This is a genomic window from Alloscardovia macacae, from assembly GCF_002259705.1.
Classification (GTDB): domain Bacteria; phylum Actinomycetota; class Actinomycetes; order Actinomycetales; family Bifidobacteriaceae; genus Alloscardovia; species Alloscardovia macacae.
This window is the reverse complement of sequence record NZ_MWWT01000006.1, coordinates 35,097-57,203: the sequence shown is the minus strand read 5'-3', so window position 1 is coordinate 57,203 and position 22,107 is coordinate 35,097. Positions and strand designations below refer to the sequence as shown.

The window sequence follows — 22,107 nt, the reverse complement described above, 5'->3', positions numbered from 1 at the left end:
TTACACATAACGTGCCCTCACGGTGGCCCGGACGAGGAATCGCACAGGATGCGTGAGGACGTAGGGTGTAAATCGTCTCACTTTAGCCAGCATTTTCGGCTGTGAGGAGCTTCGTGGGCGCGTACAATGAGACGATTTACAGCCTACTGCTCTCACCGTTGTGAGTAGGGGCGGTCCGAAGCCGCGCGCTACCAGTCCCAGCCCAGCCCACCTAGCCAAGCCCAGCCCCGCGCCCCACGCACATACGCAAAATGGCTTAAAACCTGAGGTTTTAAGCCATTTTCACCATGGTGCGCACGGGGGGAGTTGAACCCCCACGACCTTAGCGGTCACTGGCACCTGAAGCCAGCGCGTCTACCATTCCGCCACGTGCGCAGACATCCTTTACCCTAACACAGGATGCTCGCGCACGCAATCCCTGCGCGTCGTGGGCGTGTCTTGCTCGGCTGCGTTCTCGGCTCGGACGTCTTACGCCCGGCAGTGCCCGACCGCGCCCGCACGCGCCCGCACGCTCGACCGCCCCCCGACCGCGCTCGACCGCCTCCGCCGCGCCCGCCCGCCTCGCCTAGAGCTTACCGCCTACCCCCGCGACCCATTCGCATAGAACCGCGCGAGATACGCATCGCGGAACTCGGCGAAGTACCCGCCATCCATAGACTCGCGAATCTGCTCGAGCAAATGGATAAAGAAGCGCTCGTTATGAATGGTGGCCAGCGTGGCACCCGTCATCTCGCCCGCGCGCAGCAGGTGGTTCACGTAAGCGCGCGTGTAGTTGCGGCAGGTGTAGCAGTCGCAGTCTTCTTCGATAGGAGAGAAGTCAAACTTATAGGCCGCGCGCTTGATGTTCCAGCGCCCGTCCTTCGTGAAGACAGCCCCGTTTCGCGCCGTGCGTGCCGGCGCCACGCAGTCGAAGGTGTCTCCGCCGTTTTCCACGCCAGCGAAGATGTCATCCACAGCTGCGATGCCCAGCACGTGGCGCGGCTTGTTTTCTGGCAGTTCGTCACAGATCCACGAGCAAATCTCGCCCATAATGCGCTTTTCTATGGCGCCCCCGATGCCGAATCCGTCGAAGTCCAGCGAGCCTATTTGCGAGGCGGCCAGACGCCGCAGATCCTCGTAGTTTGCCCCCTGTACCACGCCGAAGAGTGCTTGGTACGGCTTTCCCACGCGTTCTTCCGTCAGACGCTTATGCTCGGCGATGCAGCGCTGAGCCCAGCGGTACGTGCGCTCCACGGCTTGCTCCTGGTAGCGTCGCGTGTTCATGAGTGTGGTCAGTTCGTCGAAGGCAAACATAATGTCCGCGCCGATGTTATGCTGCACGCGCATGGATATCTCCGCGCTGAAGCGGTGCATGCCGCCGTTCAGCGGGGATTTGAAGCTCACGCCGTCTTCGTCCACGAAGGCGAGACGCTCCTTTCCGTCCGCGATTACGTCGTCGCTCTTCATGCCTTCGACGTCCATGGCGAGCGTCTTCTTAAAGCCCTGGCCCAGGCTCATGACCTGGAATCCGCCCGAGTCTGTGAACGTAGGCTTATCCCAATTCATGAATTCGTTCAGTCCGCCCGCGGCATTCATGACGGCCTCGCCCGGGCGCTCGTACAGGTGGAAGGCGTTCGCGAGCATGGCCTGCGCGCCGTTATCTTCCATCTGTTCGCGCGTGACGGCTTTCATGGTCGCCTGTGTGGCCACTGGGATGAAGCATGGCGTCTGGATGTCCCCGTGCGGCGTGTGGATGACGCCTGTGCGTCCGTGCTTGCCGTCGAGGCGCGTGTGGATCTCGAATCCGAACGCGCTACGGTCGCCTGGCTGGCCCGGCTGCGCGCCCAGCGGCGAGAACTTCGGCTTCGGCAGCACCGTGCCCTCGGGTGCGCGCGTGTCCACCTGGACGTAGGTGAACTGCGGCGCGCTCTTCTTCTTTTTACGCTTACGGCGTTTCGTTTCTGTCATACCTCTACTGTATTCCATTTTCTGCCAATTTTTCTGTGCACGTTCTGTGCTCAGGGAAGAAAAGGGTAACTTTTGAGGTGACTTTCAGGGTATTCTCAGAATAGTGCGTTTTCCTAGTAGGTGGACATAGATAAGCGCCGGAAGGTTTAGGGGCGCTTAAGGAGTAAAAAGATGACAGACGAATTGTTTACGAATAACGAGGCTGAACAGCCACAGCCTACCCGTCAGTACCCACAGTATCCATACGCACAGCAGACGCAGCAGCAGCCTACCGTACAGATGCCAGCGCAGCCGGCCCAGCCGCCAATTGGCCAGCCTCAGCCGAACACCATCCCGGGCGCGCCGCTGTATAACGAGCAGGCGCACACGACGCGCGCCTACGTCCAGCGCGATGCGAACGCTTTCGCGGACCCAGCGAACGCGCACGGTACGCAGGCGAGCGTGACGGCCGCGGGCATCGCGGCGAACGCGCACACCGTCGACGACATCATGAAGAAAAACCGCGCCACGACCATCTGGGCAGCAGCCGGCTCAGCCGTCGCAGCGGCAGTACTCGTCGCCGGACTCGGCGTAGCGGGCATCCGCACAGGCGTGCTGACCGTGCCGAGCTCCACGAATCTCAGCAGCATGACGAGCTCCACGGGCGGCGCAGGCACTACCGCAGTCTCCGGAAGCTCTGTAGACTGGACGGCCATCGCGAAGAAGGTGGCGCCATCGGTCGTCTCCATTCAGGGGCGCGTCTCGAACGGAACGGTCATCGGATCGGGCGCAGTGCTGGACACGGAAGGGCACATTATCACGAATAACCACGTGGTAAACGGTGCCTCGAACCTCCAGGTAACGCTCTCGAACGGAAATATGTACGAAGCAGACGTGGTGGGTACGGACCCGACCACGGATCTGGCGGTCATTAAGCTGAAGAACGCTCCGAGCGACCTGACTCCAGTGACTTTCGCAAACTCGGATAACCTCGCAGTAGGTGAGTCCGTGATGGCCATCGGTAGCCCACTCGGCTACGCAAACACAGCGACGACGGGTATCGTCTCCGCGCTGAACCGCCCAGTGTCGGTGGCGAGCGAAGACGGCAGCGGTAACGCTGTGGTGACGAACGCGGTGCAGATAGACGCGTCCATTAACTCGGGTAACTCGGGTGGTCCTACCTTTAATGCCGAGGGGAAGATGATAGGCATTAATTCGTCTATCGCGACGGCAGGGTCGTCTGCGGGCTCGACGAGCGGCAGCTCCGGATCCATCGGCATCGGCTTCGCTATTCCAGCAAATCTGGCCAAGTGGGTCAGCTCTTCCATTATCTCCAGCGGTAAAGCTACACACGTGGTGCTGGGTATCAGTGTGACCACGTCTACCGCCACTGCTGATGGCGTGACGCGCACAGGCTCCCAGGTGCGTTCTGTGAACTCCGGCTCGGCGGGTGCGGATGCAGGCCTGCAGACAGGGGACACCATCGTGGCGTATAACGGCCATGCAGTAGGTTCGAACGAAGCTCTGCTCGGCTACGTGCGTGCGACGCAGAAGGGCGAGAAGGTGACGCTGACTGTGGTGCGCGATGGTAAGGCAGTGGACCTGACCGTGACCATGGATCATGAAGAGACCACGACGGCTACGGCGCGTTCGAATTCGGGGAATGGGTCGAACGGGAACTCGGGGAATGGTTCGAACGGCTCGAATAACGGTTCGAACGGTTCGAATAACGGGAACTCCGGAAACGGGTCGGACTCGGACGGCTCTGGAAATGGCTCGGATGGCTCGGGAAATGGTTCGAACGGTTTCACGAACCCATTTGAGCAGTTCTTCGGCGGAAGCAGCAACTAGTAACCTAGTAACTACATGAATGGCCTCTCGTAGGTCGCGGGCGCAGGCGGGCGCAGAATCTAACAAGGTTCTGCGCCTTTTGCGTGGGCGGTGAAGGGTGTGTGGGCAGGTATGGGGGGAGTTGTTTGTAAATCGTCTCATTTTATTCTGACGGATGGCCTCAAAACCAGGAGAATGGATGCTCGAGTGAGACGATTTACAAACAACTCCGTCTGTATGCGAGAGGATAGTGCCTCTAGACGTCGCGTGCGGATACGTAAGCTGTAAACCGTCTCACTGTGTGCTCTTGAGAAGTCTCTTATGTGTAAAAATTGGCGTCGTAGTGAGACGATTTACAGCCAACGTACTTCAGAGGGGAGAATACCTCGCTCACTGAAGCGAGAACGCGGTGCGTTCTGTGTAAGTCATCTCATTCCGTGTGGCGAAGAAGCCCCAAAATGCCGAAAATCGATGCTGGGGTGAGATGAGTTACACATAACGTGTTCGAACATAGCCTGTGGGGCGGCACTGGTACGGATATGCAGTTTATTTAATTTGGTAGGCTACTACGACAGGAAAAATACTTAGAATCCCTTATTTTATGCGGAAAAGTTTATTTAATTTGGTAGACTATATCTAGAAAATAGGGCATCCTTGAAGTTCAAGGTAGAGTGCATTTAAGGCAGCTGGAATATGGGAATAAAAACTAATGATGAGCTATATCGTTATCTTAATGAGAATGAATCTCGGCATTTGGAGTTTAAGGCAGCTTCAAAACAGTTTGACTTCACTAAGCTCCTTCAGTATTGCTGCGCTTTCAGTTGCGAAGGTGGCGGTGAAATAGTTTTTGGGGTGTCTGACGATAAGAGAATAGTGGGTACCCAAGCTTTTGAAGATTACCCTAGAGCAGAGAAGCGTATATATGATGAGCTAGGCATCAGATGTGTATTTGATGAAAAAGTTGTGGAATCGAAGAGAGTGCTAATTCTGCATATTCCTAGGTCTATTCCTGGGAGACCTACTATGTATAACGGACAGTACTGGATGAGGAATGGGGAATCGTTGCAGCCGATGAGCCAAGACAGGCTGCGGGTTTTGCTTAATGAGGTGGTGCCCGACTGGCTTGATGAAAATGAGCCCGGTATGTATTCTTGGGATGAAGTACAGACGTTACTGGCGGTAGAAAAATATTATGATCTTCTAGGAGTTCCGGTTCCGAATACGTCTACGAAGATTGATGATTTCATACGGTTAAAGTTTGTAGAACGCTCATGGAGGGATCCTGACAAGTTTTATATTCGACGTCTCGGAGCATTAGTATTGGCTCGTGATTTAGATAAGTTTCAAGATGTGAGGTATCGTAAGATTCGAGTAATTCAATTGAGAGGCTCTGATATTACTCATGCTATAAGTGATCGATATTTTAGTGCCGGCTATGCAGTCGTTTTTGCGGAGGCTTTGAGCTATATTAATGCTCTGATACCTGCGCGAGAAGTTTTTGATGACGGGCTCCGTCATATTATTAAAGACTTCCCTGATGTAGCTATACGAGAGATTCTAGCGAATGCATGTGTGCATCAAGATTTTTACAGTAATGGGGATGTAGCGGTTACTATAGCAGATGACTATATTAGTGTGGTTAACCCTGGCATCCCAGAAATCTCGACAAATAGATTTGTAGATGAGGCGTATGAAAGGAATGAGAGTTTAGCTGAGGTTTTACGGATTCTGCGGATATGTGAGAAGCGCGGAAGTGGCATAGACCGTGCACTCGAAAACATAGAAAGCGAAAAAAGAAATGCGCCAGAATTTCTCATAAAAGAGAAAAGCACTGAAGTTCGGTTAACAAAGAGCCACTTCGGAGATATGAGCATACAAGAGCGGATTAATGCTGTGTATCTTCATTGTTGTTTGCGAGCAGAGAAAAATGAGTATCTGACAAATGGTTCTCTCAGAGAACGCTTTGGTCTTCCAAAAAATAAAGCTGCGCAGATATCGCAGCTTATAGCTCAGGCTGCAGATAAAGGACTTATAGTGCAGGATCCATCTACGAGAGGAGCGAAAAGGACGGCGCGATATAGGCCATTCTATTACTATGAGCCTGGAACTACTGATTTTATTTAATTTGGTAGACTACTGTGGCAGCAAAATGGCGCAAATCCCTTATTCCAGGCGGAAAGTTTATTTAATTCGGTAGACTATAGGGACGGTAAAATCGCTGGTAGCACTGTTTTAAATTAGAAAGTGTATTCCCGCACCCCGCCTTCCCATTGCGCCACCCTTCCGATAAGCTAGAAGCTAGACCATGACGTGCACGGACGTATGCGAAAGCATGTTTCACGTGAAACATTACGAACGGAAAAACAGAAAGAACAGCGAAAAATGCGAGATTTTACAGTAGCAGTGGTAGGCGCCGGCCCGGCGGGCGTGTATGTGTCGGACATCTTACTGCGTCAGATAGCGGCGAAGCGTGAGGAGCTCGGCCTCGGTGAGGATGTGACGGCGCACATCGACCTCTTCGAAAAGCTCCCTGTGCCGTTTGGCCTCGTGCGCTATGGTGTGGCTCCAGACCATCCGGCCATTAAGTTCATCATTGGCGCGCTGGAAAAGACACTGAATAATCCGCAGATTCGTCTCATGGCCGATGTGGAGTTTGGCCGCGATATTCAGCTCGAGGATTTGACGCAGCGCTATGATGCTGTCATCTTTGCGACGGGTGCGGTGGACGATCGCCCGCTCGAGATTCCAGGCGCGAAGGGCGCGAAGGGCTCGAAGGGCGCAGAAGGAGCGCACGCGGCGAACGTCTTCGGTGCCGCCCGCTTCGTGGAGTGGTACGACGGCTACCCTACAGCTCCAGCGCAGTGGCCTCTCGAGGCGCGCGAGGTGGCAGTACTGGGCGGCGGTAATGTGGCCATGGATATCTCCCGTCTGCTCGTGCGCTACCCAGATGACTTGCTGCACACAGACATTCCACAGAATGTGTATGACGGCTTGGCTGCGAATAAGGCTGAAGATGTGCATGTCTTTGTGCGCCGTGATGTGACGCATGCGAAGTTCAGTGTGCAGGAGCTGCGCGAGCTCGAAGCGCTTCCGGGTGTGGAGATCGTGACATACGCAGAAGATTTCAGCGACGATGTGCTCACGGACGCGCATATGGCCGCTGCGAGCGAGGATAAATTGACCAGACAGATGGTGGACGAACTGCTCGCCGTGCGCGCCATGAGCGAAAAGATGATGGCCGAGCGCGTGGACTTCGAGGGGCAGCCGGCGCGCCGTCGCTTCCATCTGCACTTTAACGCGAACCCGCTCGAAATCGTGCGGGAAGATGGCGCGGACGGCGCGGTGCAGGCCGTACGCATCGAGCGGACCGTCACGGACGCGAGCGGCGTTATGCGCGGCACGGGCGAGGTGCGCGACGTGCCGGTGCAGGCGGTCTACCATGCCATCGGCTACAAGCCGGCGGAAATTCCGGGTATTCCGTATGACGAGGCCGCATATACGCTCGATAACGAGGGTGGGCGCATCGCGGGTATGCCGTTCGTGTATGCGACCGGCTGGGCGAAGCGCGGACCGGTGGGGCTTATCGGCTCGACGAAGTCGGACGCGCTTGAAACGGTCGAGAACGTGCTGGCGGACTGGGCGGCGTCTGAGCAGAAAGGCCGCGTGGCTGCGCTCGTGAATGCATCGGACAGCGCTGACAGCGCGGGCGCGGACATCGCCGAGCTTCTGGCCGAGCGTGGCGTGCAGCCGCTCGATTACGCGGCCTGGCAGCGCGTGGACGCGTACGAGCGTGCGCTGGGAGCTGCGGCGCAGCGCGAGCACATTAAGGTGATTAGCGAGGACGAGCTGCGTGCCATCGCGCGTGGTGAGAAGACCGCTCCATCCGCGCAGTCCGCGCCGAAGCAGGAGTAAGATATGAAAATTCACGGGCATGCGAACGGCGCGAAAACGGCCGCGCTTTTCGGTCTCATGTGGGCGCTCATTTTCGCCGTCTGGTACTTCACGAGCCGCTCCACCGCCACGCTGGGCATCTACGCGGCCATATCGCTGGTCATGACGTTCGGCAGTTACTGGTTTTCCGACTCGCTCTCGCTTGCGTCCATGCAGGCGCGCGAGGTGAGTGAGGCGGAGTATCCGCAGCTGTACCGGATGGTCCGCGAGCTTTCAGGAAAGGCGGAAAAGCCGATGCCGCGCATCTACGTGGCGCCGACGCTTTCGCCGAACGCTTTCGCCACGGGGCGTAACGAGCGTCATGCTGCGGTGTGCTGCACGGCTGGCATCCTCGACCTGCTCGACGAGCGCGAGATCCGCGGCGTGCTCGGCCATGAGCTCATGCACGTGTATAACCGCGACATCCTCACGTCCTCCATCGCGGCTGCTTTAGCCACGATTATCTCGTATCTGGCGTATTCGCTGCAGTTTTTCGGCGGTTCGCGCCGCGACGAGCGCGAGAGCAGTCCGCTCGGGGCCATCGGCGCGGTTCTGGCCATCATTTTAGCGCCAATTTCCGCATCTCTTATTCAGATGGCCATCTCCAGAACGCGCGAGTATGACGCGGATGAGGATGGCTCCACACTCAGTGGAGACCCGCTCGCGCTCGCCTCTGCACTGCAGAAGATAGAGCGGGGAGTGCAGGCTGCTCCGCTACGTCAGACGGCGGGCACGCAGAATGTGGCATCCATGATGATCTCCAGTCCATTCCGCGCAGCGGATGTGAGCAGACTGTTCTCTACGCATCCACCTACCGAGCAGCGCATAGCGCGGCTGCATCAGATGGCGCGGGAGATGGGCCAGAGTCCAGATATTCCTGTGTACCACCAGTAGGTCAGTAAACGAGTTACGAGGCGATGCTTTCGAGCGTCGCCTTTTCGTTATACGTCATAAAGATGAGTCCGCCGGCCAGGCACAGCAGCGCCGCGACGAAGGCGGTGAGACGGTATCCGAAAGTGGCTGACCCCAGCAGAGCCAGGGACGTGAAGGCTATCATGGCTAAGGACTGGCCGAGCTTCATGCTGAATGTGCGGGCAGCATAAAACATACCTTCGCGATTTTCCTGGGTGTGCACCGCGTCACTCTGCGCGATGTCGGCGAGGACGGCCTGTGGAAGAATGCCGAGAATTGCCAGCGGGACGGCAGCGAGAACGACCATCACACACGCCCAGACCTCAGACGGAATGCCGAACTGGCCGGACAGACTCGTCAGCACGAAGCCGAGGACGAACAGCAGGAACGCGCTCGCCACGAGCGGCTTCTTTCCGTACTTCTTCGCCGCCACATTCACAGCAGGGTAGAAAACGAGGGACAGGACGGTCATGCCGGCGAAGAAGACGAACGTCATCGAGTCGTCGAAGCCCATGAGCTGCGTAATGTAAAACGGCATACCGGTCTGGAACATGGTCAGGCCTATCCAGTAGAGCACGTCCGAACTGATGAAGATCTGGAATTCGCGGTTCGTAAACGTCTTACTCAGGCTCTCCCACATGCCGATGGTAGACGGCGTTACATCCGCGTACCGCTTCTCGTCGATGGTGAACGTCGGCACGAGCATGCACGCGATGGCCACGGCGCTGAGTATCCCCACCGTCACGCGGAAGTTCGTCGCATACCCCCAGCTGTGCGGAAGAAGCGCGGCGATGTTCGGCACGAGGTAAGCCACAGCCGTACCCACAAAGAAGGTCACGGAGATGGAGGTGGATACGTTAATGCGCAGTTCCTGCGTGCGGCCGAGCTCTGGAATAAGCGCGTTATACGGCGTGCAGTAGCAGGTCATGCAGAAGTAGAAGGCGAGGACGAGCAGGAAAAGCACGGCATTATTCAGCGCGGACTCGTGGCTGACCGGGGAGATGAAGACGAGTGTAGTCACTACGCCGAACGGAACGGCGGCCCAGCGCATAAACGGCATGCGCCGGCCCTTCGGGTGGCGCGAAGCGTCCGATTTCGCGCCTATCCACGGGTCGAGGAAAGCGTCGATGAGGCGACCGCTGGCGGTAATGAGACCGATCATGGTCAGGCCGAAGACGAGAGCGCCCTGGGTGATGAAGGTGGTCATACCGCGGCTGAGCAGGTCTGCGCTCGGCTGGTAGTAATACACGAGCCAATTGCTCACGATGCCCGACAGAATGGACCAGCCCAGCTGACCGATGGCGAAAAGCCAGAGGATGCGGGAGGTGGGCAGGGCGCGGGGTGGTGGTGATGGTACGGGTGCTTGTGCTTGTGTAGCGGGTGTTTCGCTCATGGTATCTCCTATGATAGTGCGGCGGTGCTTCATGGTCTTAGAACATAGTGTAACGCAGTGGTAGTGCGTGGCGTAAATCGGAGTGCGAAAACATGAGTGGTCACTAAGTGAGACAACGAGAATATTCTATTTTTTTCGGTGTATAACAGGAGCTACGCATATAGGAAAGGAGGTTCTTATGTATGCAGAAACTATTGATGCTGTGCGACGTCGCCTAGCGGATACTGAAAAGGTGTTTGCTGCCGTACTGGGTGCATGGAATCACATGAGTCCTGAAGCTCCTCGAAACTAGGAACTCCGGAAACCTATAGCGATACGACTGTGCATATTAATGTAATGTGTACAGTCGTATTTCTTATATTGTTTATAGGACAAATAAGAATTATGATAACAGAAAATAATCCATTCGTGGATTTAGCAAGGAAACTAGTCGTTAAAAAAGGAGAGATTCCGCATACGTTGTGGTTACGCGCTAACGTTGCTGCCCTTTATCCTGAATCTATAAAATCGAGAAGCTACTCGTCTCCTAACTATATTAGTGATTTAGGATTGCGCTCGAGGGAAGATCCTCAGGTTTTTCTTAGAGAATCGATGAGAAAGATAGGGATGGATTTATCGGATTATGAGAATCGATATTCCTCTCAGTTCTTCATTAATCAGTTTGAGAACTTGGTACAGTCCGAACACCAGATGGTTCAGCATTTTGATGTACTTGTGAACTTTGCTGGGGAATGGAAACAGGCTCAAGAGCTGTCTCTAGGATTATGGAATGGTAAAATTCAGTTACATAATCTTGCACTTCTTACATATATGGCGGATACGTTAAGTGCTTCCGATGTTCATAGTGGAGAGGTATATGACTATCTTCTAGAAGAAATAGGCAATGATAGCCCTGTGGAAGCTGTACTTTCTCGTATTCGCAAAGCTGCATGGCAGATTAAAAGAGTGAATCGTGTCCATGAAGGAATGGAAACTCTCGCTGAGAATTTTCGTATAATACGAAATGCTCAGTCTGGTTTTTTGATTTCTGATACGGACGCGATGGTTCTTTCTAGTGTTACAGATAACCTTAAAGGTTTGGCTCTATGGAAGAACAAAAAGTTTGATGCTGCTAAAAAGATTATAGATTCTGCATATAAAAGAATATATAATCTGGATGGGCAAGTGGCTACTGGTCGTGATGAAGCTCAGAGGATTCTCCAACAAATTACTATTAATAGAATTCAGATTCAGCTCATACGAAAAGAACTAGATGAAGCTGAAAACTCTGCCATGAAATATATGGAAATTATACGGTCTATGCATTTGGGCTATAAGTCTGAAGCTTTATCAGTGCTTAGCTATATTCAGTATGTTAAAGGTGACTATAAGAGAGCTATAAAGGTAGCAGAGGAAGCATTAATGTATGCAGTGGAAGAGGGAGCAATTACTCAAATGCGAACCTTACGAGACATACTCATAGCATCATATGATCAAGAAGGACACGAAGATAAAGCAAAAAAGATGATGGAAGATATGGCTGGAGATTTAGCAGGCTTTCGCACTGCAGAAAGAATTTCAGCAACCGCGAGGGTGGAAAGCGGGAAAGATATAGCTCATGAATTCTAAAGAAATATCAGTACTCGACCTGAAAAACATCACGCGCTCATATACGCATGGACGTGGAAAATCCCGAATAGAGCATACTGTTCTTCATAATCTGAATATGCAGATACGTGCTGGAGAGATATTCTGCCTCGTAGGTCCGAATGGCGCGGGGAAAACGACGACGGTGAAGATAGCGGGGACGCTATTAGCTCCGGATAGTGGCAGTGTGGGCGTGGCTGGAGTAGATGCTGTAAAAGACCCGCGTAAAGCGCGTGAGCATATGGCTCTGCTACTGGGTGGAGAAAATGGATTCTACAGGAATGTGAGTGCATATGATAATCTCCAGTACTTTGCAGACCTGGCAGGAGTGCCCTATGTGGGACGTGAAAAGAGTATTCAGGATGCACTCGAGAGTGTGAATCTCGCTGATAAAGCTCAGCAGCGAGTTCAGACATTCTCGCGAGGCATGTGGCAGCGGCTGCACATAGCTCGAGCGCTCATCAATCATGCACAGCTTGTTCTGCTCGATGAGCCGACCATGGGTCTCGACCCGGAGAGTGCACGACATGTGAGAAGCCTCATACAAGGTATGCAGGCAGAAGGCACCGCTATCCTCATGACTACGCATGAAATGAGCGAAGTGGAAAGGCTCGCTGATACAGTAGCGGTAATCCGGGAGGGAAGGATCATCGCTCGCGGAACGGTAGACGAGCTCGCCACCTCGCAGAATATTCATCATATGAGTGTGTACTCATGCAGTAGTGGAAATCTGGGCGGTCTATGTGGAGTAGATGGCGCAGAAGACTATGATAGCGATAGTCTCTATGCTCTCGACGGAGTGCAGTGGTACGAGGCCGTGAAAACGCATGGACTGTGGACTGTGACTATAGCGTGGAGCGGCTTCTCGGCGTCGAGCGCTCAGGCCAGTGCTGAAAAAACGCTCTCCGATTATGGGCTTCAGCTTCTCGGAAGGAGAGAGCCCAGCCTTGAAGAAGTGTACCTGTCCATTCTGCATAATGGGGTGAGTAATGGGGTGAGCCGCTGATGGAAGCGAAAGTGAAAGACCCTATACGGGGGTATACGCGCGGGTGCGCGTTCCAGCTTAAGAGTTTAGCGCATACGTCGTTTTTCATGATGAACGCCGTACTGACACCGCTGTGCTTTCTGCTCATGAAAGCTGTAGCAGATGCTGGAGGAGCACAGTCTGGTGGTGTGAGTGTGGCTGCGCCTGCATGGGTGGATGCGTCGATGGCTGGCTTATGGTCATCCACTACGCTGGCAGTGGGAATCATAGGTTACCAGAGATACGTAGGTACGTTACAGTATCTGGCGACGAGTGTAGTTCCACCTGCGCAGGTTTTTCTCCCGATCGTAGCAGCAGCGGCCATGCTCGGATGCGTGGGCGTGCCGGTCTCCTGGGTGACGGAAAGTGTACTGAAAGCACGCTTCGTTCCTGTCGCAGGGCTACAGCTGTTCGGGTACTGTCTGGCAGTGCTCGCGTGCGTGGCATCTGCGGCACTTCTGGCAGGGCTTTTCGTTCTGTTTAGTAGGGCTACAGTCTATGAGCCACTCATCCTCTTACCTATCTGGATGCTGTCTGGAATAGTAGCGAATACAGATAGTCTGCCAGGGGTAGTGCGAGGTATAGCGCTTTTTCATCCTCTGACATCCGCTGTGCGTGTAGCGCATGCATCGACGCTATCTGCAGAAGTCGTGGGATTTTCTGCGCTCAGCATCCTGCTCACTGTGGTTTACATGATCATAGCGCAGCGCATGATGCACATTATTCTGCGTAAAGCCATTCAGGAGGGGAGTCTGAACCTGCTATGAGAATGATGATAAAAAAATCTCGAATCTGGACGAGCTTCCGCATAGGAGTGCGCATAGCTGTGAATGGCATGCCGAGCTTAAGTTCCTGGCAGACGGCCATGATGAGGATGGTCGTAGAGCCACTTCTCTCCACCCTTCTGTACATACTGTTTTCGGGAGTGCTCACGTGGGAAGATTTAGCGGTGCAGCATGGGCAAGCATCGGGACAGCAGCTTATGGAGGCGACGTATGCGGCAGTATTCGGCGCGTGTGCAGTCTCTACGAGTATGGCTGTATCCGAAGCGCTCGCATGGGATAGATTCGAAGGGACGCTCGTTTACGTTATCTTTGCTCCGAAGTCGTCTCTGATGATATGGTTAGGGCGCGTAGGTGCTCTGGTGGGCATTACTACGGTTAGTAGCATCGTTACCTTCTTCGTAACAGTGCTGCTTGTGGACGCTCGGTCTCTTCTGAGCCTCCAATATGGAGAGCTGCTTCTTACGCTCATCGTCTCCATCCTCGCATCCTGTGGTTTCGCAGTGTGCGTGGCGGCAGTGAGCTTGCTGACGCGAGATATGTATACTATCCCGAATATCCTCGCTGCATTTCTCCCTATAATAGGCGGAATGATAGCTCCTATGAGTGTCTTTCCTCGGGTGCTTCGCTCCGTGTTCGGCGTTCTTCCTCTACCGCATGTGACCGACGCTGCGAGAGCTGTCGTGCTGAATAACGCAAATGCGTGGGTGGGTTCTCTCGGCCTGACGCTCATTTCAGGGGTAGCGTGGTGCCTTCTCGGCTATGTGCTGTGGCGTGTAAGTCTCGCAGTGCAGCGCCAGCGCGGGACGCTCTCATCACTGGGATTCTAGAGAACGGAAAAATACTGGAAAACACGCGTCGCGTTTTTTCCGAGGAGGTGTTACACTAATCACGTGCTTCGTGTGCACTTTTGAGAAGCACGTGCGCGGATGTAGTTCATCGGTAGAATGAGAGCTTCCCAAGCTCTAGAGGCGGGTTCGACTCCCGTCATCCGCTCCACTGAGATGTGGCTTAAACACTAGGGTTTCAAGCGAAGAAAAAAGAAAAATAACACTTCTCTATAACATCTCTATAACATTTTATAACAATGGATTAATAGAGACGGGTATAAAATCTCTCGTAACACTCTAGGGGGGTCGTGTTACGCTACCCCCCTCGGCCTATGGTTACGCTACTGCTTGTTTTTGGGGAGATTTAAGCCCTTTGCCCGAGGTGGCAGACCACCACCCCACCCGGGCATACCCCCGTGGGGTCGGCAATACCGACGGCATGCCGTAACCATTAGTTACATCACGGGCTAAGGAATACATAGGGCGATGAGTTAAGTAATAGTGAACTCATGTGACCCTAACTATTATTTAGGATCATGAACTCGATAACGAAACGTTACCGGGAAACGCTGTGAGCCTATGACCCGTTCAGGGTGTCCCGATAAGCAAACTATGGGGGTAAAACAGCGCTATGCGCCGGGTGAACAGCCACCCCAAACGGGTGGGGTGGCTTCCCCACGTTAACTAGCTCTATGCTACGGCTATCTTTGCCACGCGGTTCGGGTGGAGGATACCATAGCCGAAGCGGAATGTGGCGCGGAGTCCGATACTATCGTTCTCGAAGTAGCGTTCGGAGCTTGTGGCTGCCTGTACTTCGCCGACGGCGCTAATAATCTCGCTAGAGTCGAGTATGAGAATAGTCTTAGCCGGGCAGCGGTTCGAGAGAGTCACAGGCACACCGAACAACATAGGCTCGGCCGAGTTGGCCACGTCCGGGCTGATTATGGCGCGCTTGTCTGCACCCTTGAGCTTGAGCAAGACCGCCCACGCGTCGAAGCCCATGACAATGTTCGATGGCGTTCCCCCGTTTGCGGCTATTATGCTCATGGTGTCTATGATGGCGTCGAGAGACCCATCGAGAGTCCCCCCGTCTACGATACCCTTGTAGTTTACTAGGCCGGTCACGTGGTTAGCCTTTTCGCTATCCTCGCTTGCTGGAGCGCCGAGGAAGAGCGTGTCCGCCTTGGCGGTTATAGCCTTGCTCAGGCTATTGCCGATGAGCTCGGGCACGTAATCATGTCTATACGCTTCGTTCGTTATTACGGTGAGTTCGGCGACTTTCTGTGTTCCTACGACGAGTTCGCTGATGGTTGGCTGGCTTTCGTTTATCTGAGCGCCTTCCGCGGTTATCTCGGCCGTTGGGTCTACGCTCACGTAGGCTATGCGCGCGGTTGGCTGGTCGCCTTCGATGTTCGCCATTACGGTCGAGTGGGTCATGATGAGAGCTGACGGAATGGCTTCTACTGGAGCTATAGCAGTCGCATTTTTGAACGCTGCTTCGTTGTTGATGAGTGTTGAGAGACTCATGTTTTTGTGTTCCTTTCAGATGTGTGTACCCTCTTCGTTGACGGGCAAAAAGTAGCGCCCGTGGGGTACTGGGTTAATACTCTTCAGTACGCCACGGGCGTTAAGCTGGCAGAAGACACATCACGCGTCTTCTAACCTCTAGTTTAGCATGATTGGCCTACCAGTAGGCTTCACCGGACTTCATACGGTCAAACATGTAGCCCATGTTCGACGCTTGTAGACCGTGCGAGCGCGTGGCTTCGTGTATGGTTAGCCCGCTTGCTTTGCTTGGCTGAATAAGCTTCATCATATAGCGAGCATTCGCATACAGGTGTTTCGCTATGAGCGTGTTCAACCGCTTAGGCGAGAGTGCTAGAAGTTCGTCCACGCTTAGACCGGTTTTCGTGTCAACCTCCACTTTACGGAGGTTGCTCGGGTCTGCTAACCATTGTTCTAACGCTTCGGGGTCGATGACTTCCATACTATAGTGTGCCTTGTCTGTGTACCCCCATGAGCGCCGCCCGGCCATCGGCAAGCCTGACGGCGAGAGACTCACACCGTTATCCACGAGCGCATTAACGGCTTTAATCTGCATGGCGAGCGTTCTATACTTCAGCTCGTCCATAGCTTCGCTGAGTTCGCCTATTTGCTTGTATGCCTGATCTCGTTCTTCCGCTATCTGGTCGCGCTCCTTCGCGGCTTTGTCGAGGGCGAGACGGCTAGCAGTCTGCATGTTGGCGAGCTGGTTTTTTAGCTCTTTGGCTTTCAGCCGGTAGCGTTTTGCTTCCTCGTTCGCTTTAGACCGTTCTGCGCCTTCTACAGGCTCGTGAGAGTCTGCCGTGGCTTCTTCCACGCGTGGCGTGGTTTCGTCTGCCTGTGGGGCGTTTACGGAGTCCTGAGGGGCTATAGTCTCGTTAGGCATTGTGGGCTATCCTTTCTATGTTTTCTAAGGCTTGCGCATAAGCGCGGTTCGTTTCTTCGAGCATTGCTATACGCTCTTTCAGCTTGCGCATGCGCTGGGCGGTTGTCTTATGGCGACGCTTGCGCTTCCTTTTCACCGGCTCGGCTGGCGTAGTTTCGAGCCGGTCGAGGATACTCTGAGCGAGGTCAGCCGGTAAAACGGTGTGAGTAAGTTCGTTAGGCTGCATACTTGGCTTCCTCCTCCTCTCTACGCCGATACTCTTCCGCGATAATGTTCGCGAGCACTTGACGGCACTGAGCTTCCACACGCTCATACTTCATCACCATGTAGCGTGCTTTCAGAAGCTTCTTATGCGCTTCCTCTACATCAACCTCAGCGAGAAACTTCATCGTATCGAAGTCGCCGAGATTAGGCATGTTCTTTGCTTTCATTTTTCTTTTTCCTTCCTTATTCCTTGTTGTTTGTGGAAATCTTTTGCGCGAACAATGCCATGAGTGCCATAGTGTCCACGCGAGCATACTGAGCGAGACGCTCAACATCACTAATACTTATGTTGCCCTCGCAAATACGCGAGCAGAGAGAAACATCCTCGACAGCATGCACGTACTCGTTCATACTCGCCTTCGCGAACGTGAGCACGAAGACGGTAAACATGTCCCGCTGCTTCGACTGTGAGACGGTCAGACCCATGTAGTGGCCTTCGCTCGCGAGCATGTCACGCTCCAACTCACAGAGTGGGCATATAGTACCCATGTCCATCGCTTCGGCCGTCCCACTGGCCTGTACGGTCGTTTCTAGCGGGATGAGCTTGCCGCACAGGGCGAAGGCTGTGCCGTGGGGCGCTAGATGAAATTCGAGCGGCTCGCCGTCGTTTGCCGTGGCTTGGCTGCTCGTGGCCGGCTCGTTAACTATGTTCGTCATAGCTATAATCCTTTTGTGTGTATCCTACAAAGTAGTGTGGTGGGTTAGTTGTTTTCTACAGTTGCTAACTGGCTACGATGCTTCTTCTCGTCGCGCGCTTTTTGCGCCCATAGTCCCGGCTTATGCGCGGCCAAGTGGTCGAGCTGTGACACGGTGAGAGTCGAGTAGTCGAGGTCACTAGCGTAAGCCGGTAGAGTCTTCTCCCACTCGTCTAAATCCTCGACGTTCTGGCTACTCACGACATTCTGGCTACTTTTAGGCTGTGAGAAGCTAGACGTGTTGGAAATACTGGAGTTTTCTAGCTTCTCACCGTCTGTGAGAATGTGAGTAGCTAGAGGCTTCTCATGTTCTTGAGTAGCTGAGTAGCTAGAGCTAAAAACGTCGCTCAACCCTTGCGAATGCTCGCGTTCTAGCTTCTCCCCCTCGTTTTTCGCATGAGTAGCTAGACTATCCTCGTGAGTAGCTAGACTGGCTTTATTGAGACCATCAAAAGACGTCTGTACCATGCTTGTTAACGCCCACTCATAGCCGCGCTGAGACGTGCGCGTAACCTTAATCCGGTCGAGGTTACGACTCTTCACGTTCGTAAGCTGCTTCCAATCGTAGCCGGCTTCGCGCCCCGCCTTTTTAATGTCCTTCGTGCTCGCGTGCCCCTCGTTTTCTTGTAGGAAATCTATAAGGAATTCGAGTGTTTCACTCATGGACTCGTCTCGCGCTTCGGCTACAGCGTCGGAACTTTGAGCAATGTTAATATTGATAACATCGTTCACAGTCGTGTCCGTCTCCTCCACGTTAGCCACGCGTGCCACGCTCATACGCTCGCCATCATCGCTACGTATCTCACAGGCTTGGAGATTAAACTTCCAATTCTGCCCGGATTGCGTGTACTGTGATTTATCGAGGGTTACGACGCATTCGCCCGTCTCGTCATTCTTCGCAACCAAGAGGACGGAGCGTGCTATGTCTCTGAACGCGTGAGAGCCACTCATCTTATCCGACGCGTAGCCGCCACCCTTATTAAAGTGAACTATGCCGAGGATACTCACGTGGCACTGCTGAGCAAGGCGCGCGAGGGGATCTAACGCTCTACGTACATCGTCCTTCCGATTCGTGTCCCCACTCATATAACTGTTGAGTGGGTCTATGCATAGCATGCGTATGTCGTAGTCTTCGATGAGCTGGCGGATAGCTGGAAGGTCGTCCGGTATGCTTATATCACTCTCCACAGCCACGCCATCCACAACGCTCTGAGCGTCACCAAAATAAACGTGTTCCAGATTCGCCCCGGCTGCCTGTAGGCGCGCTTTTTGCATGCTCTGAGTATCTTCCTTAGCAAAAATAGCCACGTTTATAGGCTTGCCCTTATAGTCGCCTTCTAGGCTGCCTTCTGTGGCTCTCGCGAGCTTGTAGAGCGCGTACGTGGATTTACCTACGCCCGCGCGCCCCGATATGAGCGTGACCATGTCGAGCGGAAAGGCCGGGAAGTCTATATAGTGCTGCTTACTAGTCTTCACCTCGCTGGCTGGCGTGAACTTAAGCCGCTTCACGCGCCCAATGTCGTTACTATCGACATTGCTAATCACGCTACGGTCTACATACTTCTCGAACGGATTTATATACCCGTCGTCTTCTCGTATATACCGTTCGTCTTCAAACGGGTTTATATCCGCATCAAAATGTACCATAATAGGTGTAGTCTCCTTTCTACTTCTCGGGGTTGGGCGGTTTAGTTAATCGTTTCGACTCTGACCCGTTCGGCAAGTAAGCGCATGCAATAGTCGAACGGGTCTTTTTGAATGCGTATAGTATCCACATTGCTCTGAGCGCTCTCATGTACGCGCCTATACATGTACATGAGGTCGTTTAGTTCGCGATAGAAGGGGAAGCGGCCGAGAGCACTCTCATACCGGTTCACATCATATTGGGGCGTTTCAGGTATCTGTATAACGCTCTGAGCTGGGTCGGCCTGGACCCCGACACGCATAGTGGACTTATCCATGAGTGCAGCAGCGAACACAGTCATGAAGAACGCGGGCATGTCTTTAGTTCCTACGCACTCTACGGCCGGATGATCTATACCGCAATGGTCGAGGTACACGTATGTGGCGAGCACGTTAGCGGTCCGCCACGTGTACGCGCTTGCCGCGTTCACTCCTCCTTCTCCGAACGCTGCCGATAGTATAAAGTCGCGGACAACGTTCAGCGTGTAGGCTGTGTTATTTGCTCTCTCTTCGATTGCCTTAGCGCTTGTCATTCTTTTTTCCTTCCTGTACTCGCTTGTTTGCCCACATGTCTAAATCGATTTTTCGGAAGACCATTTTTCGGCCGGCTGGGCGGAACTGGTAAGGGGCTTCACCCTTGTGGATGAGTCTTCGTAGTGTGGATGGGCTTATGCGGAGGTATTCCGCGGACTCTTCTAGAGTCATATACTCTTGCATGAGTTCTAACCTCGTTTCTATACTTTTCCGATATCGGCTATCGGAATATGTTATGAACGATGGTATATATCATTTTTATCTATGTCAACTCCAAAAGTGATATTAGCGTGTTATAACTATCCATAAGTGTTCAAATGTGTATAATGAAGCTATGGCAAACTCACTAGATAATCTTTTTGGCAAAGGGCTAGCAAACGAACGCGAAAGTGCTGGATATAGTCAAGCTGAAATAACTAAGCACATGCAGTCAATCGGCTTCGACTGGAACGGCATGACCTTATCGAGAATAGAACGCGGGCAGAGAAAAGTAACCGCCGGCGAAGCTATCGCATTAGCTCAATTCTTTCATGTTGAAGTGAGAGAAATAGCGGGCGTAGAGTCGCGCTATTGGGATGACTTGCCCATAGGGGTAGAAGAATTCGGGAACGTTCTTCTTGAAGTTCATCACACAATGAAACAATTCGGAGAACTTAACAATGCCATAGGTGAGCTATTTAAAGTCGCAAAGGCGTATGACGAAAGAGGCGACAAAGAAGGGCGCTTAAAAGGGTTCGGCGAGTACACAAAGGCAGCCGAACTACTCGAAGAGCCTATGAAGCCACTTAGAGAATGGCTCTTGTCTACGGGTTTAACGCTGCACGATACAATAACGGAAGTCTATACATCTCAAGAGTTTCTAGACTACTTAAATGGTGTAGATGTGAGAGATGGCATAATGGACGCAATCCCAATACAAATACAGGCATTATATTGGGAAGACGATTATGGGAAGTACTATAACCATGACCCAAAGAAGGACGCTGCATAATGGGAAGTGTTCATGAATACAGCTCAAGCACGGGCAAACGCTTCTATGTATCCTACAGAGACGAAAACGGGAAACAACACACGAAGGGCGGCTTTAGACGCAAGAGAGACGCTCAACAATGGATAGCGGAAACACTCACAGCCATGGAAGCGGGCACGTTCACAGACCCGATAAAATCGAACTCAACCATAGCAGCATTAGCCCCACAGTGGTATGAAGCCAAGAAGGGCGTAAGTAAGCCTACATACATGCGTGATCTTGAGAGCGCTCTACGCGTGCATGTACTGCCTAAATGGGGGCGTAGGAAGCTGAATAGTATCAAGCCTAGCCACGTTCAAGCATGGGTGAGTGAACTAGCTCAAGAGAAGAGCGCTACCGTGGTTTTACGCGCCTATGGGTGTCTTAAGGGTATTTATGAGATGGCTATGCGTGACGGACTTATAAAGGTAAGCCCATGCGAACATATTACGCTGCCAAGAAAAATGCGTAAGCAGCGCACCTATTTAACACCCGAGCAAGTCATTAGCCTAGCTAACGCGAGTGGCGAACATAGAACACTTATCTTGGTTCTCGGTTTCTGTGGGCTTAGGTGGGGTGAAGCGAGCGCGCTCAGAGTAGAAGACATAGACACGAATAAGAACACTATTAGCGTGCATAGGAACTATGTTCGTGCTGGTCGCGAGCATGTCGAGGGCGCTCCGAAGACGTGGGAAAATAGAATAGTGCCCGTCCCTCGGCTCATTATGCGTGAACTGGCCAAAGACATCGAAGGTAAGAAGCCTAGCGCCCTTGTTTTTACTGGCTGGGATGGCGGACACTTGCATGAGCAGTCTAGACACAATAATGGTTGGTACGCGAAGGCTATCCGAGAGAGCGGCGTGCCGTCCTTGGCTGTGCATGATTTACGGCATACGGCGGCGAGTATAGCCATTAGCTCGGGTGCGAACGTTAAGGCCGTGCAAAAAATGCTAGGACATAAGAACGCGAGCATGACATTAGACACGTACGCGGATTTATTCGACAAAGACATGCATAAGGTAGCTGACAGTATTAACGATGTTATAGAAGTCTCTATAACATCTCTATAACATTCTTCTGAATAGTTATGAACACTTATGACCACTTATGACTGTGAAAGGCCTTTAGTTCCGCCACTCTTGAACACTTATGACCACTTATGAATACGTAAAATTAGGGTTCGACTCCCGTCATCCGCTCCATTTCGTTTTGGCTTAAACGCTGGGGTTTGAAGCTTTGGT

Annotated in this window: 20 protein-coding genes and 2 tRNA genes; 11 read left to right on the top strand and 11 right to left on the bottom strand. The window is 53.1% G+C overall.

The window, feature by feature from the left end; all coding sequences use genetic code 11:
- Positions 1-288 precede the first annotated feature (288 nt).
- Both ALMA_RS05320 and tgt read right to left on the bottom strand, forming a co-directional pair.
- Positions 289-375, bottom strand: a tRNA-Leu gene (locus ALMA_RS05320).
- Between the two features lie 204 nt (positions 376-579).
- On the bottom strand, positions 580-1,947 hold the full coding sequence (tgt, locus tag ALMA_RS05315; RefSeq protein ID WP_244568885.1) for a tRNA guanosine(34) transglycosylase Tgt: 1,368 nt from the start codon (positions 1,945-1,947) through the stop codon (positions 580-582).
- Positions 1,948-2,118: 171 nt separating this feature from the next.
- Here tgt and ALMA_RS05310 point away from each other — a divergent pair, with 171 nt between their 5' ends.
- From ALMA_RS05310 to htpX, 4 genes are all read left to right on the top strand, one after another.
- Positions 2,119-3,777 (top strand): S1C family serine protease, encoded by a 1,659-nt coding sequence (locus tag ALMA_RS05310; RefSeq protein ID WP_094726699.1) that lies wholly within the window; start codon positions 2,119-2,121, stop codon positions 3,775-3,777.
- A 672-nt stretch (positions 3,778-4,449) separates the two neighbouring features.
- Positions 4,450-5,880 (top strand): RNA-binding domain-containing protein, encoded by a 1,431-nt coding sequence (locus ALMA_RS05305; protein ID WP_094726698.1) that lies wholly within the window; start codon positions 4,450-4,452, stop codon positions 5,878-5,880.
- A 258-nt stretch (positions 5,881-6,138) separates the two neighbouring features.
- Positions 6,139-7,668, top strand: coding sequence for an FAD-dependent oxidoreductase (locus tag ALMA_RS05300; protein ID WP_094726697.1), 1,530 nt, complete (start codon positions 6,139-6,141; stop codon positions 7,666-7,668).
- 3 nt (positions 7,669-7,671) lie between these two features.
- Entirely contained in the window at positions 7,672-8,580 is a 909-nt protein-coding gene (htpX, locus tag ALMA_RS05295) for a zinc metalloprotease HtpX (protein WP_094726696.1), read from the top strand.
- Positions 8,581-8,593: 13 nt separating this feature from the next.
- On the opposite strand, the gene ALMA_RS05290 is transcribed toward htpX, so the two are convergent.
- The gene (locus tag ALMA_RS05290) at positions 8,594-9,991 is read right to left on the bottom strand and encodes an MFS transporter (RefSeq protein ID WP_094726695.1); all 1,398 of its coding nucleotides are present in this window, start codon (positions 9,989-9,991) and stop codon (positions 8,594-8,596) included.
- A 336-nt stretch (positions 9,992-10,327) separates the two neighbouring features.
- Between ALMA_RS05290 and ALMA_RS05285 the strand changes: the two genes are divergently transcribed.
- The 5 genes from ALMA_RS05285 (at position 10,328) to ALMA_RS05265 (ending at position 14,422) form a co-directional block, all read left to right on the top strand.
- On the top strand, positions 10,328-11,599 hold the full coding sequence (locus ALMA_RS05285; protein ID WP_158520662.1) for a hypothetical protein: 1,272 nt from the start codon (positions 10,328-10,330) through the stop codon (positions 11,597-11,599).
- Positions 11,589-12,623, top strand: coding sequence for an ABC transporter ATP-binding protein (locus tag ALMA_RS05280; protein ID WP_094726693.1), 1,035 nt, complete (start codon positions 11,589-11,591; stop codon positions 12,621-12,623). The genes ALMA_RS05285 and ALMA_RS05280 overlap by 11 nt, the downstream gene beginning before the upstream one ends.
- 86 nt (positions 12,624-12,709) lie before the next feature.
- Positions 12,710-13,408 carry an ABC transporter permease gene (locus ALMA_RS05275; RefSeq protein WP_244568884.1) on the top strand — a complete coding sequence of 233 codons (699 nt, stop codon included), beginning with the start codon at positions 12,710-12,712 and terminating at the stop codon, positions 13,406-13,408.
- Complete coding sequence (locus tag ALMA_RS05270; RefSeq protein WP_094726691.1) at positions 13,405-14,253, top strand: ABC transporter permease; 849 nt, start codon at positions 13,405-13,407, stop codon at positions 14,251-14,253. The genes ALMA_RS05275 and ALMA_RS05270 overlap by 4 nt, the downstream gene beginning before the upstream one ends.
- A gap of 95 nt (positions 14,254-14,348) precedes the next feature.
- Positions 14,349-14,422, top strand: a tRNA-Gly gene (locus ALMA_RS05265).
- A gap of 521 nt (positions 14,423-14,943) precedes the next feature.
- Here the strand turns inward: ALMA_RS05265 and ALMA_RS05260 are convergent.
- The 8 genes from ALMA_RS05260 to ALMA_RS08365 form a co-directional block, all read right to left on the bottom strand.
- The gene (locus tag ALMA_RS05260) at positions 14,944-15,780 is read right to left on the bottom strand and encodes a phage major capsid protein (protein ID WP_094726690.1); all 837 of its coding nucleotides are present in this window, start codon (positions 15,778-15,780) and stop codon (positions 14,944-14,946) included.
- Between the two features lie 157 nt (positions 15,781-15,937).
- Complete coding sequence (locus tag ALMA_RS05255; protein WP_094726689.1) at positions 15,938-16,681, bottom strand: hypothetical protein; 744 nt, start codon at positions 16,679-16,681, stop codon at positions 15,938-15,940.
- On the bottom strand, positions 16,674-16,907 hold the full coding sequence (locus tag ALMA_RS05250) for a hypothetical protein (RefSeq protein ID WP_094726688.1): 234 nt from the start codon (positions 16,905-16,907) through the stop codon (positions 16,674-16,676). Before ALMA_RS05250 ends, ALMA_RS05255 begins: the two co-directional genes overlap by 8 nt.
- Positions 16,897-17,112, bottom strand: a complete 216-nt coding sequence (locus ALMA_RS05245) for a hypothetical protein (RefSeq protein WP_094726687.1) — start codon at positions 17,110-17,112, stop codon at positions 16,897-16,899. The genes ALMA_RS05250 and ALMA_RS05245 overlap by 11 nt, the downstream gene beginning before the upstream one ends.
- A gap of 16 nt (positions 17,113-17,128) precedes the next feature.
- Positions 17,129-17,602 (bottom strand): hypothetical protein, encoded by a 474-nt coding sequence (locus ALMA_RS05240; protein ID WP_094726686.1) that lies wholly within the window; start codon positions 17,600-17,602, stop codon positions 17,129-17,131.
- A gap of 44 nt (positions 17,603-17,646) precedes the next feature.
- Complete coding sequence (locus ALMA_RS05235) at positions 17,647-19,287, bottom strand: AAA family ATPase (RefSeq protein ID WP_094726685.1); 1,641 nt, start codon at positions 19,285-19,287, stop codon at positions 17,647-17,649.
- Positions 19,288-19,328: 41 nt separating this feature from the next.
- Positions 19,329-19,856, bottom strand: a complete 528-nt coding sequence (locus ALMA_RS05230) for a hypothetical protein (protein ID WP_094726684.1) — start codon at positions 19,854-19,856, stop codon at positions 19,329-19,331.
- Positions 19,843-20,028, bottom strand: a complete 186-nt coding sequence (locus ALMA_RS08365) for a helix-turn-helix transcriptional regulator (RefSeq protein WP_158520661.1) — start codon at positions 20,026-20,028, stop codon at positions 19,843-19,845. The genes ALMA_RS05230 and ALMA_RS08365 overlap by 14 nt, the downstream gene beginning before the upstream one ends.
- A gap of 163 nt (positions 20,029-20,191) precedes the next feature.
- Here ALMA_RS08365 and ALMA_RS05220 point away from each other — a divergent pair, with 163 nt between their 5' ends.
- Together ALMA_RS05220 and ALMA_RS05215 are read left to right on the top strand one after the other, a co-directional pair.
- The gene (locus ALMA_RS05220; protein ID WP_094726682.1) at positions 20,192-20,848 is read left to right on the top strand and encodes a helix-turn-helix domain-containing protein; all 657 of its coding nucleotides are present in this window, start codon (positions 20,192-20,194) and stop codon (positions 20,846-20,848) included.
- Positions 20,848-21,936, top strand: coding sequence for a site-specific integrase (locus ALMA_RS05215; RefSeq protein ID WP_094726681.1), 1,089 nt, complete (start codon positions 20,848-20,850; stop codon positions 21,934-21,936). The genes ALMA_RS05220 and ALMA_RS05215 overlap by 1 nt, the downstream gene beginning before the upstream one ends.
- The last annotated feature ends 171 nt before the right edge of the window (positions 21,937-22,107 follow it).